At 69.3% G+C, this 16,230-nt stretch carries 14 protein-coding genes; 4 read left to right on the forward strand and 10 right to left on the reverse strand.

The features are described 5' to 3' along the window. Positions 1-28: 28 nt before the first annotated feature. Both AOZ49_RS12690 and AOZ49_RS12695 read left to right on the forward strand, forming a co-directional pair. Positions 29-565, forward strand: a complete 537-nt coding sequence (locus tag AOZ49_RS12690; protein WP_054429120.1) for a hypothetical protein — start codon at positions 29-31, stop codon at positions 563-565. A gap of 43 nt (positions 566-608) precedes the next feature. Next, positions 609-1,160, forward strand: a complete 552-nt coding sequence (locus AOZ49_RS12695) for a hypothetical protein (protein ID WP_054475699.1) — start codon at positions 609-611, stop codon at positions 1,158-1,160. 58 nt (positions 1,161-1,218) lie between these two features. On the opposite strand, the gene AOZ49_RS12700 is transcribed toward AOZ49_RS12695, so the two are convergent. From AOZ49_RS12700 to AOZ49_RS12715, 4 genes are all read right to left on the reverse strand, one after another. Continuing rightward, entirely contained in the window at positions 1,219-1,839 is a 621-nt protein-coding gene (locus AOZ49_RS12700) for a glutathione S-transferase family protein (protein ID WP_054429118.1), read from the reverse strand. A 17-nt stretch (positions 1,840-1,856) separates the two neighbouring features. Next, a complete protein-coding gene (gene ampD / locus AOZ49_RS12705; RefSeq protein ID WP_054429117.1) occupies positions 1,857-2,435 on the reverse strand; it encodes a 1,6-anhydro-N-acetylmuramyl-L-alanine amidase AmpD in 579 nt (192 codons plus the stop codon). Positions 2,436-2,542: 107 nt separating this feature from the next. After that, a complete protein-coding gene (locus AOZ49_RS12710; protein WP_054429116.1) occupies positions 2,543-2,809 on the reverse strand; it encodes a PP0621 family protein in 267 nt (88 codons plus the stop codon). Between the two features lies 1 nt (position 2,810). Beyond that, the gene (locus tag AOZ49_RS12715) at positions 2,811-3,653 is read right to left on the reverse strand and encodes a cytochrome C assembly family protein (protein WP_054475701.1); all 843 of its coding nucleotides are present in this window, start codon (positions 3,651-3,653) and stop codon (positions 2,811-2,813) included. Positions 3,654-3,759: 106 nt separating this feature from the next. Here AOZ49_RS12715 and ffh point away from each other — a divergent pair, with 106 nt between their 5' ends. Further along, the gene (gene ffh / locus AOZ49_RS12720; protein WP_049076369.1) at positions 3,760-5,166 is read left to right on the forward strand and encodes a signal recognition particle protein; all 1,407 of its coding nucleotides are present in this window, start codon (positions 3,760-3,762) and stop codon (positions 5,164-5,166) included. A gap of 176 nt (positions 5,167-5,342) precedes the next feature. On the opposite strand, the gene lysM is transcribed toward ffh, so the two are convergent. From lysM to trmB, 6 genes are all read right to left on the reverse strand, one after another. After that, on the reverse strand, positions 5,343-5,789 hold the full coding sequence (gene lysM / locus AOZ49_RS12725) for a peptidoglycan-binding protein LysM (protein ID WP_025138165.1): 447 nt from the start codon (positions 5,787-5,789) through the stop codon (positions 5,343-5,345). Between the two features lie 248 nt (positions 5,790-6,037). Then, the gene (locus AOZ49_RS12730) at positions 6,038-11,515 is read right to left on the reverse strand and encodes an autotransporter domain-containing protein (RefSeq protein ID WP_054475704.1); all 5,478 of its coding nucleotides are present in this window, start codon (positions 11,513-11,515) and stop codon (positions 6,038-6,040) included. 187 nt (positions 11,516-11,702) lie between these two features. Continuing rightward, positions 11,703-12,806, reverse strand: a complete 1,104-nt coding sequence (locus AOZ49_RS12735; RefSeq protein WP_054429113.1) for an AraC-like ligand-binding domain-containing protein — start codon at positions 12,804-12,806, stop codon at positions 11,703-11,705. A 294-nt stretch (positions 12,807-13,100) separates the two neighbouring features. Then, the gene (gene thiS, locus AOZ49_RS12740) at positions 13,101-13,301 is read right to left on the reverse strand and encodes a sulfur carrier protein ThiS (protein WP_006391536.1); all 201 of its coding nucleotides are present in this window, start codon (positions 13,299-13,301) and stop codon (positions 13,101-13,103) included. Between the two features lie 12 nt (positions 13,302-13,313). After that, the gene (gene pip, locus AOZ49_RS12745; RefSeq protein ID WP_054429112.1) at positions 13,314-14,255 is read right to left on the reverse strand and encodes a prolyl aminopeptidase; all 942 of its coding nucleotides are present in this window, start codon (positions 14,253-14,255) and stop codon (positions 13,314-13,316) included. Then, a complete protein-coding gene (gene trmB, locus AOZ49_RS12750) occupies positions 14,255-15,025 on the reverse strand; it encodes a tRNA (guanosine(46)-N7)-methyltransferase TrmB (protein WP_156355650.1) in 771 nt (256 codons plus the stop codon). Before trmB ends, pip begins: the two co-directional genes overlap by 1 nt. Before the next feature lie 178 nt (positions 15,026-15,203). Between trmB and AOZ49_RS12755 the strand changes: the two genes are divergently transcribed. Continuing rightward, positions 15,204-16,115: a LysR family transcriptional regulator gene (locus AOZ49_RS12755; protein ID WP_054475709.1), complete on the forward strand. Its 912-nt coding sequence runs from the start codon at positions 15,204-15,206 to the stop codon at positions 16,113-16,115. Positions 16,116-16,230 lie beyond the last annotated feature (115 nt).

Consider the following 16,230-nt stretch of genomic DNA (forward strand, 5'->3'; position numbering starts at 1 on the left):
TTGGGATGCACGGTTTTCGGAGATAGTGATGCGTTCGGGTTTTACATACACCGGCTTGTTCGAGACCAAGGAAGACGGCACGACTATCTACTATTACGGTAGACGGGATGGTCATGCGCTCGGATACCACGTGGACGAGGCCGCCATGCGTTCCATCCGGCGTTTGTACGTGGAGTTATTTGCGGCTTCGGCCTTTGGCATCTCTCCTGCGTTCACCGCGGGGTATCGCTGGACGGCGATGCTGCTTGCAGCAGTGGCGGCCGCTTCCTTTTATGTTCGGCACAACAGGCTCATCAAGACACTGCCGGTTTCGCTATATCCACGGCCCCGGTTCAGTAAGAGGGTGATGTTGATCGGCAGAAGCATGTCTTATGCCTTGATCGTGCCTAACATCTTTCTGCTGCCCGCTGTCGCCGCCCTGGCATTTTCCAAGCTTGATGGCGCATCCCGATTGAGCCCGGCCTTGATATGGTCGGTCGTCATCGTCGCGTTTGCGGCGTGGGCAGTAAATTTCGCCTTCCTGTTTGCCAAGATCAAGGCGCGGGTCGGCGGGCGCGGGAGATAGTCGTGCCACGACCGTGCGGACGAATTGTCCATCGAGATGGGACATGAACTTGGGACCGAGAGGGCTGTTCGAAACCCTGGAAGACGGCACCATCATCTACTACGGCAGAATGGGCTGGAACAAGCCCGGCTACATCGTCGACGAAGCAACCATGAGGGCGATCCAGAGGCTGACTGCGGCGTCGACCGGTACGGCGATTCTGACCATTCCGGCTCTGTTTCGCGCCGGCTTCTTATGGCTGTCGCTGGCGCTGGGGATCCTTCTGGTCGCCGTGACTCACGTTCAACACAAAAAGCTCGTCAAGGACCTGCCGGTCTCCACGCTCCACTGCACGCCGGGGTTCAGACGGCGATTTGTTTTGATAAGCGTGGACATGTCCTATTTCGTGCCGGTCTTGTGCCTGATCTTCGTTTGCCCAGCGCTTGCGTGGATAGGTTGGAGCAGCCTGGATGATCCCGATACCAAGCCGATATTGTCGTGGGCAGCATTGGCTGGCGGGGCTTTGGGATGGTTGTTCAGCGCCGCCATGTTGTCCGTCAAGGTCACGATGTCGGTGCGCCGTGTCAGGGCCTGGCTCAAAGACCGGAGGAAGTGAGACAGGCCGGTTCCGCGCCGCGATTCTGTTCGTCCGGAGATGTCGCGGCGCTTTCCCCTTACTCCAACGGCAACGTCAACACCCCCTGCGTCGCCGGCCGCATCATCACGCGCCGGTACCATGCCGACAGCGCCGGGGTGTCCGGCCGCTCGATCGGCAGCGCCAGCCAGCGGTGCGCCGAGCACACCAGGGCGATGTCGCCGATGGTCAGGTGGCGGCCGGCGATGAATTCGCGGCCTTGCAGGGCCTGGTCCAGGATCTGGGCGCGGGCGTTGCTGCGCTTGACCGACAGCTCGATGGCGGCGTGGTCGCGCTTGGCTTCGGGGGTGCGGATCAGGCCCAGGAAGGCCGGGACCATGGCGCCCTGCCATTCGGTGGTCTGCCAGTCCATCCAGCGGTCGGCGTCGGCGCGCAGGCAGACGTCCTCGGGCCACAGGGTGCCGGCGCCGTAGCGGGCGGCCAGGTAGCGCACGATGGCGTTCGATTCCCACAGCACGAAGCCGCCGTCGTCGATGGCGGGCACGGTGCGGTTGGGGTTGATCCTGGCGTACTCGGGCGTGTCGACCACGCCGAACGGACCGCCGGCCTCGATGAAGGCATGCGGCAGCGCCAGTTCGCGCACGGCCAGCATCACTTTCTGCACATTGACGGACGTCAGCCGTCCCCAGATCTTCAACATAACCGGTCCTTTAAGGGTCAGGCGGGCGGCAACTGCCGCCGCGCAAAGCCGCTGTCGCGCCCGAAGCGCGTCCAGTTGAATGCGGGCCCCGGGTCGGTCTTGCGGCCGGGGGCGATGTGTTCGTGGCCCCAGGCGGCCGCCAGGGGGTAGCGCGCGCGCAGCGCCGGGGTCAGCCGGCGCAGCGCGGTGTATTGCTCGTCAGTGTAGGGCAGGGTATCGGTGCCTTCCAGCTCGATGCCGAGGGAGAAGTCGTTGCAGCGCTCGCGGCCGGCGAAGCGCGAGACGCCGGCATGCCAGGCGCGCGCCTCGGTGGAGACGAACTGCACGATGCGGCCGTCGCGGCGGATGAAGAAGTGGGCCGATACGCGCAGGCCGCGCAGGCGTTCGAGCCAGGGGTGCGAGGCGTAGTCCAGCGTGTTCAGGAACAGGCCGGCGACCTCGGGGCCGCCGAACTGGCCCGGCGGCAGGCTGATGTTGTGCAGCACCAGCAGCGAGACCTGCGCGTCACGGGGACGGGCGTCGCAGTTGGGGGAGGGCAGACGGGAAACACCAGGGGCCGGCGCCAGCCAGCCATGTCGATCCAGGAGCAAGGGCATGGGAAGGAAGCAGGTTGTATCCAACATGCATTATGCCGTGCCTGGAAAAAGGGACATAGTGATGCCCCGGCGCTTATTCCCGCGAGGGCGGCTCGCCGCGGCGCGGGTTATTTGGTCGCCGGGCCGAGCCGGGCGTGTTCCTGGCTGCACCAGGTCTGGCCGCCCTGCAGCAGGGCTTCCGAGCGCGGCAGGTGGATGCCGCAGTGGGCGCAGCGGACCATGGCTTCCGGGGCGCGGGCGGCGGGCTGGCCGGTCTTGCCCTGGGGGCTGGCGCCCGCGGGGCCGTCCTGGCGGGCGGCGGCCATGCGGCCGGCGATGCGCGCCACGAACAGCACGCCGATGATGATGACGATCCAGAACAGCAGCTTGCCCACGTCAGCCTCGATGCAGAATGACTTCCAGCACGAACCGGCTGCCGGTGTAGGCCAGGATCAGGAAGCCGAACCCGGTCAGGGTCCAGCGCAGGGCGACGCGGCCGCGCCAGCCCCAGATGTGGCGCCCGGCCAGCAGGACGCCGAACGTCAGCCAGGACAGCAGGGTGAAGACGGTCTTGTGGTCGAACGGCAGGATCTGGCCGGTGAGCTTCATGGAGGCGATGGAGCCCGAGCCGACGGCCAGGGTCAGCACCACGAAGCCGATCCAGATGATGCGGAACAGCAGCTGTTCCTGCACCAGCAGCGGCGGCTGCGAGTCCAGCACGCGGCCGATGATGCTGCGTTCGGCGGGGGCGTCCAGCGGGCGGTGCAGGTGGCGGTCGAGCAGCGCCATCATCATGGCGTGCAGGGCGGCGATGGTGATCAGGCCATAGGCGGCCAGGGCGATCAGCAGGTGGACGCGCAGCCAGGCGTTGTCGGCGTGGGGCACGAACTGGCCCTGGGGGAACAGGGCGGCCAGGCCGCTGGCCAGGGTGGCGGCGGGCAGCAGCAGCAGCTGCAGGCCGTCGATGCGCACCAGCAGGCTTTCGAGCCAGAAGACGAGCATGCCCAGCCAGATGGCGGCCGACAGGGCCAGCGCCCACCCGATGAACGGGTGCGGGGCCCCCAGCATGGATTGCTGCAGCCCGATTCCATGAAGAACCAGGGCTCCCAGCAGGCACAGACGGGCGATCTTGCCCGTTTGCTCGACTTCCCCGGCGCCGGCCAGGCGGATCCAGAGGGACCCTCCGAGCACGGCGTACGCCAAGGCGGCCGCTGTGTGAAATACAATGCCTAGTGACATAGAAACCGTTGTCTGGATGGGGCCTGGGGGCGCATGCCGCCCGACAGTGCGGAATCCGCGCCTGCGGCCACCGTTCAATCAACTAGTTTAAGCGGAAACGCCTCTCATGCTCGATAACCTAACTCAACGCCTGTCGCGCGTCGTCAAGACGCTGCGCGGCGAAGCCCGCCTGACCGAGGCCAACACCCAGGAAATGCTGCGCGAAGTGCGCATGGCCCTGCTGGAAGCCGACGTGGCGCTGCCCGTGGTGCGCGATTTCGTCGCCCGGGTCAAGGAAAAGGCGCTGGGCGAAGAAGTCGCCAGCAGCCTCAGCCCCGGCCAGGCCCTGGTGGGCGTGGTCCACAAGGAACTGACCGCCCTCATGGGCGGCGACCTGGGCGCCGATTCCGGCGAACTGTCGCTGGCGGTGCAGCCGCCCGCCGTCATCCTGATGGCCGGCCTGCAGGGCGCGGGCAAGACCACCACCACCGGCAAGCTGGCCCGCTGGCTGAGCGAAGGCCAGCACACCCAGCACGGCCGCAAGACCGGCAAGAAAAAGGTGTTGGTGGTGTCCGCCGACGTCTACCGCCCGGCCGCCATCGACCAGTTGAAGAGCGTGGCGGCGCAGGTCGGCGTCGATTTCCTGCCGTCCGATCCCAGCCAGAAGCCCGAGGACATCGCCCGCAACGCGGTCGACCATGCCCGTCGTCACCACTACGATGTGCTGATCCTGGACACGGCCGGCCGCCTGGGCATCGACGAGGCCATGATGCGCGAGATCCGCGCGCTGCATGACCTGGTCAAGCCAGTCGAAACGCTGTTCGTGGTCGACGCCATGCAGGGCCAGGACGCGGTCAACACCGCCCGCGCCTTCGCCGAGGCGCTGCCGCTGACCGGCGTGGTGCTGACCAAGCTGGACGGCGACGCCCGCGGCGGCGCGGCGCTGTCGGTGCGCCACGTCACCGGCAAGCCGCTGAAGTTCGTCGGCGTCTCGGAAAAGCTGGACGGCCTGGAGCCGTTCTACCCCGAGCGCATGGCGCAGCGCGTGCTGGGCATGGGCGACATCGTCTCGCTGGTCGAGCAGGCCCAGAAGAACATCGACATCGCCGAGGCCCAGAAGCTGGCGGCCAAGATCAAGTCGGGCAACAAGTTCGACCTGAACGACTTCCGCGACCAGCTCGGCCAGGTCAAGAAGCTGGGCGACATGGGCTCGCTGCTGGAAAAGCTGCCGGCCCAGTTCCAGCAGGCCGCCGGCCAGCTGCAGGGCGGCCAGGCTGAAAAGCAGCTGCGCCGCACCGAGGGCATCCTGAATTCCATGACGGCCGCCGAGCGCGCCAAGCCGGAACTCATCAAGGCCTCGCGCAAGCGCCGCATCGCGGCGGGTTCGGGCGTGCCGGTGCAGGAGGTCAACCGCCTGCTGGCCCAGTTCGAGCAGATGCAGGGCATGATGAAGCAGATGAAGAAGGGCGGCATGGCCAAGATGATGCGCGCCATGGGCGGCATGAAGGGCATGGGCCGCTTCATGAAGGGCTGATCGGCACGGGTGTCCGGCGGCAGGGCCCGACCCTCGGGCTCGCCGATGACCGCCGGCCCCTGCCCGTGATCGTCACCAAAAAAATGGCCAGGCATTGCGCCTGGCCAAATCATCGCGGCAGGCAGGGGGTTCTGCGCCGCGATACGGGCCCGCGAGGGCCCATTCCGTTGGGTTGCCTACGACAGCGGCGGGATGCGCAGCACCTGGCCGGGGTAGATCTTGTCGGGGCTGGTCAGCATGGGCTTGTTGGCCTCGAAGATCAGCGTGTTCTTGGCGCCCTGGCCCTTGCCGTATTGCGCCTCGGCGATCTTCCAGAGGTTGTCGCCCTTCTGCACCGTGTACATCTTGGCCTCGGGCGCGGCCTGCTTGACCTTCAACTGATTGTCCACCGCGGCCACGCCGACGGTGTTGCCCAGCGCCAGGGAAATCTTCTCGGCGGCTTCGGTGCTGGCGGCTTCGCCCGCGACCGTGACCTTGTCGCCGTCCACCGTGATCTGCAAGCCATCGGCGTTCAGGCCGTGCTTGTCCAGTTCCTTCTTCAGCTCATCCGCCGTCGCCGCCTTGGCTTCGCTGGCACCGAAGAGTTTTTCTCCAACGTCCTTGATGAAATTGAGCAGACCCATAGTGTTTCCTTTATCTATGCTGCGTTGAGAAAAAGAGAAAGCGCGTTCAGGGTGCGCGGCCAGGTGCCCCCGTCCGCGCTGGCGACAACGCCAGCCTCGACGATTATGACCCGCCCCATCGTCGCGAGACGAGGGGGTAACGTGTAACAGGTTGCTAGCCGGTTGCCAGAGTCCGCAAGAATACGCGCCAGTTGACGGCAAAAACACGGGCATCGCCCCGGCCAGCGGCGGTCGGGGCGAAAAAAGGGTTAGAACCGGAGCGTGAAGCTGGCCTTGACGCCGTGGTCGCTCAGGCCGGCGCCCAGTTGGCCGTTGTAGGCCAGGCCCAGGGTGGTCCGGGCGGTGACCGCGTAGTCGAGCCCGGCCTCGAGCACCGCGGTGTCGCGCGCCAGCGGCACGCCGCTGACGGCAAAGGCGCCGCCGCCGGCGAACCGCATCGTGGCGAGCGGGGTCGCGTCGCCGAACGCGTGACGCCAGCCGGCCATGCCGCGCAGGGTCAGCGGCGCGCCCTTCAGGTCCAGGGCGGTCGCGGCGCGCAGGCCGAGCGTGGTGAACGTGGTGTCGGTGCTGGCGGCCGCGGCCGAGAGCGCCGCCGCGCCGCCGCGCTCGGTGAAGCCGTGGGTGCGCAGTTTGACGTGGGCGACGTTGGCGTAGGGTTCGAGACCGGCGCCGCCGGCGCGGATCTGGTAGGCGAGTTCGCCGAAGACCTGCGTGGTGCCGGCGCGATAGCCGCCTTTGAGGCGGTCGGAGAAGCCGGGGAAGTCGACATCGCGGCGCGTGGACAGGTCGTGCCAGGTGTGGCTGGCGCCAGCGCGCAGGGCCAGGCCGCGCCACTGGGCGCCGCCGTAGAGGCCCAGGTGGTAGTTGTCGCTCGATCCCGATGATTGCCGGTCTTTGACATTGAAGCCGGTGCGGCTGTAGCCGGCCACCGCGCCCAGTCGCCAGTGCTGCGATACCGGGGCGTCGGCGCCGGCGAGAAAGCCGCCGGTCGAGCGGTTCAGCCGCGCGGCGTTGGTGTTGCCGCGGGTCTGGGCCCAGGCGCCGAAGGCCTGGCTCCACAGCGCCGCGCGCTCGGCGCCGGCCGCCAGCGCGCGCGGCTGGCCGTTTTCGTAAGCCACGCCGGGGGCGGCGCCGTAGCCGCCGCCATCGAAGGCGGCGCGGACGCGGTCGTTGACGGCATCGCGCAGGTAGCGGCTGTCTTCGATCAAGGCGGTGCGGATCGAGGCATGGACCTCGCCCGACAGTTGGTCGAAGGCGGCCCGCGCCTGCTGCGCCGACAGGCCCAGCAGCGCGTCATGCAGCGCGTTGCCCTGGCCGAGACGTTCGGCGCCGCCGCCCGCGGCTGCCTGGTTGGGCGTGGCGCCGACGTCCTGGAAGCCGATCTGGTTGCGGGTCAGGGTCAGGTAGACATTGTTGGCGTCGTAACCGAGCGTGGGCGACAGGAAGGCCTGGTTCGAGGTGACGCCGCTGAACTCGCCCGTGCGGCCGCCGTTGGCGGTCAGGAGGGTGTAGCGGGTGAGGCTGGCGTAATTGCCGGCGCCGGCCACCACCTGCACGGCGCCGCCGTTGATCGTGGCGGCGCCCGAGGCGATGATCCGGTCCGATCGCCCCGCCGCGTCGACTTCGGCTTCGTAGGTCGAGCCGGGGTTGAACACCAGGTTGCCGGCGACGTTGAGCGTGCCGATCGAGTTGCCGGGCGCCACGGTGCCGCTGACGGCGGTGTCGCCCACGCTGCCATTGCCCTGCAGGCGGCCGGCCGCGCCGACATCGAGCGTGCCGCCGAGCTTGCCGTTCACCGCCAGCGTGCCGGCCTGGATGGTCGTCGCGCCGGCGAAGGCGGAGGAGTCGCCGGTCAGGTCGAGCTTGCCGGCGCCGAGCTTGCGCAGGTCGCCCTGGCCCGACAGTTGGCCGCCATAGGCGGCATCGGCCGGTTGGTCGAAGGCCAGGGACGTGCCGGCGGCCAGCGCGGCGTTGCCGCGCAAGGCGTTGGCATGGGTCACCATGGCGCCGCTGGCGAGCCGCAGGTTCATGGCCGAGACGCCGGTCAGCGTCAGGGTGCCGGTGCCCAGCTTGATGAGATCGCCCGATCCGGTGATCGCGCCGGCGTAGGCCGTGTCGATGGACTGGTCCACCGTCAGGGTGGCCGTGCCCAGCGCCACCGTGCCGCCCGCGCCGGACAGCGCGGACATCGTCAGGTCGTGATTGTTCAGGTCGAGCGTGCCGCCGTTGACGACGTAGGCGGTGCGGGCGGCGAATGCGCCCGAGCTGCCGGCGCGCAGCGTGCCGCCGTCGACCAGGGTGCCGCCGGTGTGGGTGTTGGCGCCGGTCAGGACCGTGGTGCCGCTGCCGGACTGGCGCAGGGCGCCGTTGCCGGAGATGTCGCCGGCGAAGGTGAAGGTATCGCCGCGGTTGAAGGCCAGCATGCCCTGATTGACGACGTTGCCGCTGATCGAGCCGGTATTGCCGCCATCGCCCAGCTGCAGCGTGCCGCCGGTGATGGTGGTGCCGCCGCTGTAGGTGTTGGCGCCGGTCAGGATGAGCGTGCCGTTGCCGGCCTTGGTCAGCGACTTGCCGTTCCAGCCGGTGGCGGCGTTGGCGGCCTGGTCGGCGAGGGCCGCGCCCACGGTGAAGCGGTTGCCGGCGTCGGCGAGGGTGAAAGTCCCGCCCGCCAGGCTGTTGTTGGCGGTCCAGCTCAGGCCGTAGGTGGCGAGATACTGTTTGCCATCGGTCGACTTGCGGGTCGAGGCCGCGAGGTAGTCCACCGCGCCGGCGAAGCCGCCGATGTTGAGCGTGGCGAACTCTCCCTGGATGCCGCCGCGCGTGTCGATCAGCAGCCGGTCCTGGGCCAGCGGGCCGTCGATGCCGCTGAGATTGAACGTGGCGTCGGCGCCAATGATGACGCGGTCGGCGGTCAGCGAGGGGCCGTTCGCGTTGGCGGTGATCGACAGCACGGCGCCGGCGCCGTTGTTGCCGATCAGGTTGACGTCGTTGGCGACGGCGACCGTGGTCTTGCCGCTGATCGCCAGGGCGCCGTTCTCGTGCACGAAGAGGTCGCCGCCCAGCTGGTTGACGCTGGCGCTGGCGCCATCGCCGAATTGCAGGGTGCCGCCGTAGATGGCGGTCTGGCCGCGCTCGCCGCGCGCGTAGCCGGCATAGGTGTTGGAGCCGCTCAGGATCAGCCTGCCGCTGCCGCGCTTGGTCAGCGACAGGCCGGCGCTCTGGGAGTCGGCCAGGCGGCCGCTGAAGGTCGAGTTTTGCGCGCCGTCGACCGTCAAGGTGCGCAGCGCGCCGTCCGTGTTGGTGACCAGGCCCGCGCCCGACAGGGCGCTCACGGCGACGTCGTAGCCGCCGATGCTGAAGGTGCCCGCGCTTTCCACGTTGAGGGCGCTGCTGGCGGACAGGGCGTCGGCGACGCCTGCCTGCAGCGTGCCGCCACGCACCGTGGTCGACCCCGTGTAGCCGTTCCTGCCACGCAGTATCAGCGTGTCGCTGCCGGCCTTGATCAGCGAGGCGCCGGCGCCGCCGGCGTTGCCGCCGTCGGCGATGACGCTCCAGAGTTCGGTGGCGTCGGCGCCGCCGCCGATCGTCAGCGTGTTGCTGCCGAGGAAAATCCTGCCCTCGCCGGTGAGCTGGCCGATCGACAGCTTGCCGTCGCCCGCCACGCCGATGCTCTGGCTGAAATCGACGATGGCGCCCGCCCCGTTGATGAGCTTCGCGTTGCCGCCGTCGGCGTGGCCTAGGAAGTTGACGCGGGACGTGTTGGTGATCGTGGCGGTGCCGGCGGTGCTGTTGTCGAAGAAGAACAGATTGCCGTTGTTGGTCACGTTGGCGCGGCTGGCCGAACCGTGGTCATGGAAGCCCAGCAGGCCGTTGTTGATCAGCCGCGTGTCGCCCGCGTTGGCGTCGGAATAGAAATGCGTCGAACTGGCGCCGCTGGCAATCGTGATGAGGCTGATGCCGGTGCTGGGGCTGTAGAACTCGAGCCGCGCGCCGACATCGATGGCGCCGCTGATCGAGCCGGCGGGATTGGGGGTGTTCAAGGCCAGCGTGCCGCCCGCGACGACGGTGCCGCCGGTGTAGGCGTTGCTGCCCGTCAGCGTGAGGGTGCCGACGCCGGCCTTGACCAGCTTGCCATCGCCCGAGATGGCGCCGTCGTAGGCGCCGTCGATGGCCTGGTTGAAGGTCAGGGTGCCGTTCGCGCCCGTCGTGAAGGTGACGTTGCCGGCGATGCTCGCGCTGTTGCCGGACAGGTCCCCTTGCCTGACCGTCCAGTCCTGGTTGCCGGTGCCCGTCAGCACCCAGGCGCCGCTGCCGGTTTTTTCGTAGCGGTCGAAGCCGCTGTAGCGCTGGTCGGCGCCGATCTGCGTGACGTCGAACGTGCCGGTTGCGCCATCGCCGCCGAGCGCCAGGACGTTGTCGGCGCCGCCCTCGGCGACGACGACGTTGCCGAGGATGATCGCCCCCGGCTGCAATTCCAGGCGGTTGCCGCTGCCGGCCAGCTCGATGGCGTTGGCGCGCTTGCCGTCGTTGGACATGCCGCCGGCAATGGCGCCGTTGTTGATGATCGAGATATTGCCGGTCGCCGCGCCAGAGATGCCGACGCCGCCCGCGCCGGCGACCTTTGAGTTCGCATACACGTCGCCGCCCGCGCCGCCGTGGATCCTGCCCGCGTTGACGAGGCTGGCCGCCTGGCCGGCCAGGAAGCTGACCGCCGCGCCGCCGGTGCCCGAGACACTGGCGGCGCTGTCATAGCCGGTGGAACCGCCCTCGCCACCGTTGATCAGGCCGGTGGCGTCATTGGTGATCGTGCCGCCCCAGGCCTGTATGCCGACGCCGCCGGGGCGGCCGTAGAACTCGCGGGTCGACGCGGCCGCGCCGCCGGAGATGGTGCCCGCGCTCCTGATCTGTCCGAGGTTGCTCAGCACGCCCGCGGCCGCGTTTCCCGCGAGGAACGGGCTGCTGCCGCCCGCGCCGCCGCGTACCAGGCCGCCCGCCACGATGAGGGTTCCGCCATCGTAGAGGAATATTCCCGCGCCACCGCTGCCAGCGGCGGAGCGTATGAGGTCGGCGGATGCGCCGCCATCGCCGCCGGTGACCTGGCTGTTGCCCGAAAGGCGTATGGTGCCCCCCCGCGCCAGGACCAGCCCGGCGCCGCCGCCGCCATTGGTGATGGCGTAGATGTCCGTGGTGGCGCCGCCCGAGCCTCCCCGCAAGAAAGCGTTGTTGAGCTCGATGGTGGCGTTCTGCCCCAGGGACACCAGTCCTGCGCCACCCCCGCCGCCGCCCGCGGCGTTGGGGGAGCTGGAATCGGCGTTGCCGCCGTTCGATCCATTCAGCCCGGTCAACACGCTGAAGTACGCCTGGTTGGTGACCGTTCCGATTCCGCCTGCCCCGCCGGGCCAGCCACTGGAGTCGCTACCCCCGCCGGCGCCGCCCGCCACGCCGTTGAAGGCGGCCTGGCCGCCTCCCGGTCCTTGGCCGTTCTCCGGTTGCAGCCAGGGTTCGAGCGTCTGCACCGCGTTGCCGCCCCGGCTGGCCGGGGTGCTGCCGGCCCCGCCGCCGCCGCCGCCGATGCTGCCCCGCCCGCTGTTGAAGTTCAGGCCGCCGCCGTCGCCGCCGCCGTACAGGATCTGCTGCGCGTGCGCGCCGGATGCGGTCGCGAAACCGAGGGCGATCGCCAGGGACAGGGCCGACAGGCGCAGGGGAGAGCGGCAGGTGGGATGCATGGGATTGCCCGCAATTTGAAAGCGGACAATCTTCCGGGATCCAGGACTTTTTTCCTTGGCGCCACGTCCCGGAAAACCATACCTGGCGTCCCAGCGTCCCAGCGTCCCAGCGTCCCAGCGGCCAGGCGTCTCGTCGTTCCGCCTGCGCGGGTCCGCGCGTCCGGCGCGTCGCGGCGGGAGGCGCCGGCTAGCCGGCGGCGGCTCCGGCGGGCTGGCGGATATCGGCGAGCCAGGCCTGGATCATGATGGCGTCCGCGTGCGACCGGACGCCGGCCAGCTCATCGTCCCAGGTGCGCTGGGCGTTGGCCCGGACCTCGCTGGGACTGGCGCCGAAACGCAGCCGGAAGGCCCGGCTGAAGGCACTTTCGCTGGAAAATCCGTAGCGGTAGGCCAGCTCGGCGATGCCGATGCGGTTGCCCGTGGCCAGCAGCAGTTCGTCGAAGCAGCGGTCCAGGCGGCGTCCCTGCACATAGGCATTGACGCCGCCATCGCGCAGGAACAGCCGGTACAGGCTGGAACGCGAGATGCCGATGGCCGCCGCGATCGTCTCCGGCGACAACTGGTCGGAATCCAGGTGGCGCTCGATGTGGCGCCGGACCAGCCGGTGCATGCCGTCGCTGACCATCTGGCGCGCCTCGCCATCGTTGTCGGCAGCGCGCAGCGCCGACAGGCTGCCGCTGAGCAGCATCAGGCCGGCGTTGACCGAGGCGGACATGGCTTCGCGCGTCAGGCCTGAGGCGTGTTGCATCAGTTGCGTCAGGTGCGACGCGAGCAGGCGCGTCGCGCCCTGCGAGGGGTCGAGCAGGGCGCCATGCAGCTTGCGGTCGCGCAGCGCCGTGGGCAGGCGGTCGCGCGGCACGGTCAGGGTGATGGTGGAGAAGGAGGCGGTGCGGCTGTCCATGGTCTGCCCCAGGTCGAGCAGCCCGATCGACCCCGCGCCGACCTTGACCTGGCGCTTGCCATAGTCGCCCTGGGTGCCGCCGTCCACGAACAGCTGGATCAGCAGGTGGTCGACCTGGCTGCGGCGCACGTCCAGCGCGCTGCGGCGATGGCGCATGGCGGTCGAGCAGGTGCTGTGGCTGATGAGGCTGTCGCCCAGGTGGGTGCCGCTCATTTCGCCGGTGAACGGCTGCGGCCCCGACTCGATCTCCAGGTCGACGTAGGGGCGGACCAGCGTGCGCCAGATGTCCGGCGCGTCGGGCGTGACGCGGCTGTCGAACCGCGCGTGGAATTGCGGCGGGGCGCCGGCCCGGTCCGGGGCGTCGGGGCGGGGGGAAGGTTTGCGGCTCACGCGTCGAAGCTCCCTGGTCGGTCTTGTTGTGAGGCGTCCCGCCTGGCCGCGACACCAGGCCGGATGCTTCCGGGAAGTGGACTTCTCCGCCGGGCCGGTTCGGCCCAGGCGCTTGTGTGCTGCGGATTATCGACGACACCCGGCATTGCCGGAAAGCGTTATCCGCTGACAGGTTGACGGCGTTTGCGGCGGATCATTAACCCCGGCGCCGACGGAAGGCGTTTCACGGGCCGGAAAACACAAAGGGCTGCATCGCTGCAGCCCTTTCCCGGGGTGTCCGGCTGGCGGCGCGGCTCAGCCGCCGCCCACCGCCACCACGATCTCGACCTGGTCGCCGTCGGTCAGCGCGGTCTGCGCGTGCTGGCTCTTGGGCACGATCTCGCCGTTGCGCTCGACCGCCACGCGCTTGCCGGCATAGCCCAGCGTTTCGAGCAGTTCGTTCACCGTGGTGTCCAGCGGGAACTCACGGGCGTCGCCGTTCAGGGTGATGTGCATGTCGTGGTCTCCTCAGCGTTTGGCGTAGGCGTCGGTGGCGGCGATCAGGCGCGCCAGCGTGCCGGGTTCGTCGAAGGCGTGGCCCGCGTCGGGCACGATGTGGAATTCGGCCTCGGGCCAGGCGCGATGCAGGTCCCAGGCGGTGCGCGCGGGCGTGCAGGCGTCGTAGCGGCCCTGCACGATGGTGCCGGGGATGCCGCGCAGCTTGTGGGCGTCGCGGATCAACTGGCCTTCTTCCATGAAGCCGGCGTTGACGAAGTAGTGGTTCTCGATGCGGGCGAAGGCCAGCGCCGCGCGGTCGGCGGCGTGGCTCTGCTGGTGGCGCGGGCTGGGCAGCAGCGTGATGGTGCTGTCTTCCCACTTGCTCCAGGCCTTGGCGGCGCGCAGCTGCTCGGCGGGATCATTGCCCGTCAGGCGCTTGTGGTACGCCGCCACCAGGTCGCCGCGCTCGGCTTCGGGGATGGGGGCCAGGTACTCTTCCCAGCGATCGGGGAACAGCCACGACGCGCCTTCCTGGTAGAACCATTGCACTTCGGCGTGACGCAGCGTGAAGATGCCGCGCACCACCAGTTCGCTGACGTGCTGCGGATGCGTTTCGGCGTAGGCCAGCGCCAGCGTCGAACCCCACGAGCCGCCGAACACCAGCCATTGGTCGGCGCCCATGATTTCGGTGCGCAGGCGTTCGATGTCGGCCACCAGGTGCCAGGTGGTGTTGTTGTCCAGGCTGGCGTGCGGCGTCGAGCGGCCGCAGCCGCGCTGGTCGAACAGCAGCACGTTGTAGCGCTGCGGATCGAACAGCTGGCGATGCACCGGCGAGCAGCCGCTGCCGGGGCCGCCGTGCAGGAACACCGCCGGCTTGCCCTGCGGATTGCCGCACATTTCCCAATAGACCTGGTGACCGTCGCCGGTCTCCAGCATGCCGTGGCGGTAGGGTTCGATCGCGGGGTAGAGCATCAGGCGACTCGCTTGAAGATCAGGTCCCAGACGCCGTGGCCCAGCCGCAGGCCGCGCGTCTCGAATTTGGTCAGGGGGCGGTAGTCGGGGCGCGGCGCGTAGCCGTCCGACGTGTTCTTCAGTTGCGGCTCGTTGCCCAGCACGTCGAGCATCTGCACCGCGTAGTCTTCCCAGTCGGTGGCGCAATGGATGTAGCCGCCCGGCGCGATGCGGCTGGCCAGCAGTGCGATGAACGGCGGCTGCACCAGGCGGCGCTTGTGGTGGCGCTTCTTGGGCCACGGGTCGGGGAAGTAGATGTGCACGCCGGCCAGCGAATCCGGCGCGATCATGTCGCGCACGACCTCGACCGCGTCATGCTGAATGATGCGCAGGTTGGGGATGCTGGAGTCTTCGATGCGGCGCAGCAGCGAGCCGACGCCGGCGTTGAACACTTCCACGCCCAGGAAGTTGTCGCCCGGACGCGCCAGCGCGATCTTCTCGGTGGTCTCGCCCATGCCGAAGCCGATTTCCAGCACCGTCGGCGCTTCGCGGCCGAAGGCGGCGGCCGGATCCAGGCGGCGGGCGGCATGGGGAATCGACCACTTGCCCAGCAGCTGTTCCAGCGCGGCCAGCTGGCCCTGGGTGATGTGGCCGCGGCGATGCACGAAGCTGCGGATGTGCGTGGCGCCCGGACTGTTGGGGGCGTGCGCGGCGCTGGCCAGCGCGGCCTCGGTCTGGGGGGAAACCGGCGCGGGCGCGTCGGGGTTGCCGGGTGTTGCGGGGGTGTTCACGGGCGGATTCGCAGAGCTGTTCGTTGTCATAGGCGGGATTGTAGTGGCAGCCCCGCCGGGCTGCAGTCCGTATTGGGGATTAAATGGGGACTTATCGCTGGCGCGCTGCCCGGCCGTGGCCCGGGGGCCCACGCGCTATAGTGCAGCCGCGGCGTCCGCCTGGCGCCGCCTGCCCGCCATGAATATCGCCCGCATCGACCTCGTCACGCTCTCGCTTTTCGTCTCGGTGGCCCGCCAGGGCAGCATCTCGGCCGGCGCGCGCGCGTCCCACTTGGCGGTGGGGGCGGCCAGCAAGCGGATCTCGGACCTGGAGGCCGCGCTGGACACCCAGCTGCTGTACCGCAACGCGGCCGGCGTCGAGCTGACCGAGGCGGGCCAGGCCTGCCTGGTCCATGCCCTGCGGGTGCTGCAGGAAGTCGAGCAGATGGCGGGCACGCTGTCCGACTATGCGCGGGGCGTGCGCGGGCAGGTGCGCATTGCCGCCAATACCTCGTCGCTGACCCAGTTCCTGCCGGAGGACCTGGCGTCTTTCATGGAAGCGCATCCGGCCGTGCGCATCGACCTGGAAGAGCAAAACAGCAGCGACATCGTCACCGCCGTGCTGGAAAACCGCGCCGACATCGGCGTGTTCGCCGACCGCACCCTGGCGGCGGGGCTGGCCACCGTGCCGTACCGGCTCGACGAGCTGGTGCTGATCGTGCCGCAGCGCCATCCGCTGGCGCGCCAGGCGCGGGTGGCGTTCGCCGATACGCTGGCCTACGACTACGTTGGCCTGCCGCCGGCCACGTCCCTGGCCACCCGCCTGGCCGACGAGAGCGGCCGGCTGGGGCGCGACATGCGGTTGCGCATCCAGGTGCGCAGCTTCGACGCCATCTGCCGCATGGTGGCGGCCACGCGGGGGGTCGGCATCCTGCCGCGCCTGGCGGCCGAACCGCATGCGCGCTCCATGCCGATCCGGTTGATCGCGCTGTCGGACGACTGGGCGCGCCACTGGCTGTTGCTGGGCGTGCGCGACGCCGACGCGCTGCCGGTGGCGGCGCGGCTGCTGCTGGCGCATCTGCGCGGCGGCCAGGAGCCGTCCGCGGCCTGAGGCGGCGCGACGGCCCGCCGCGGTTTCAGCCGCGGCGTGGCGCATCAAGGGGCTTTCTCGATCCGGGAATGCCCCTTTCCCGAATCGTCCATTCCACCGCCATGGGCGATGGCGC

The organism is Achromobacter sp. 2789STDY5608615 (assembly GCF_001298995.1).
In the GTDB taxonomy this organism is placed as follows: Bacteria; Pseudomonadota; Gammaproteobacteria; order Burkholderiales; family Burkholderiaceae_B; genus Achromobacter; species Achromobacter insuavis.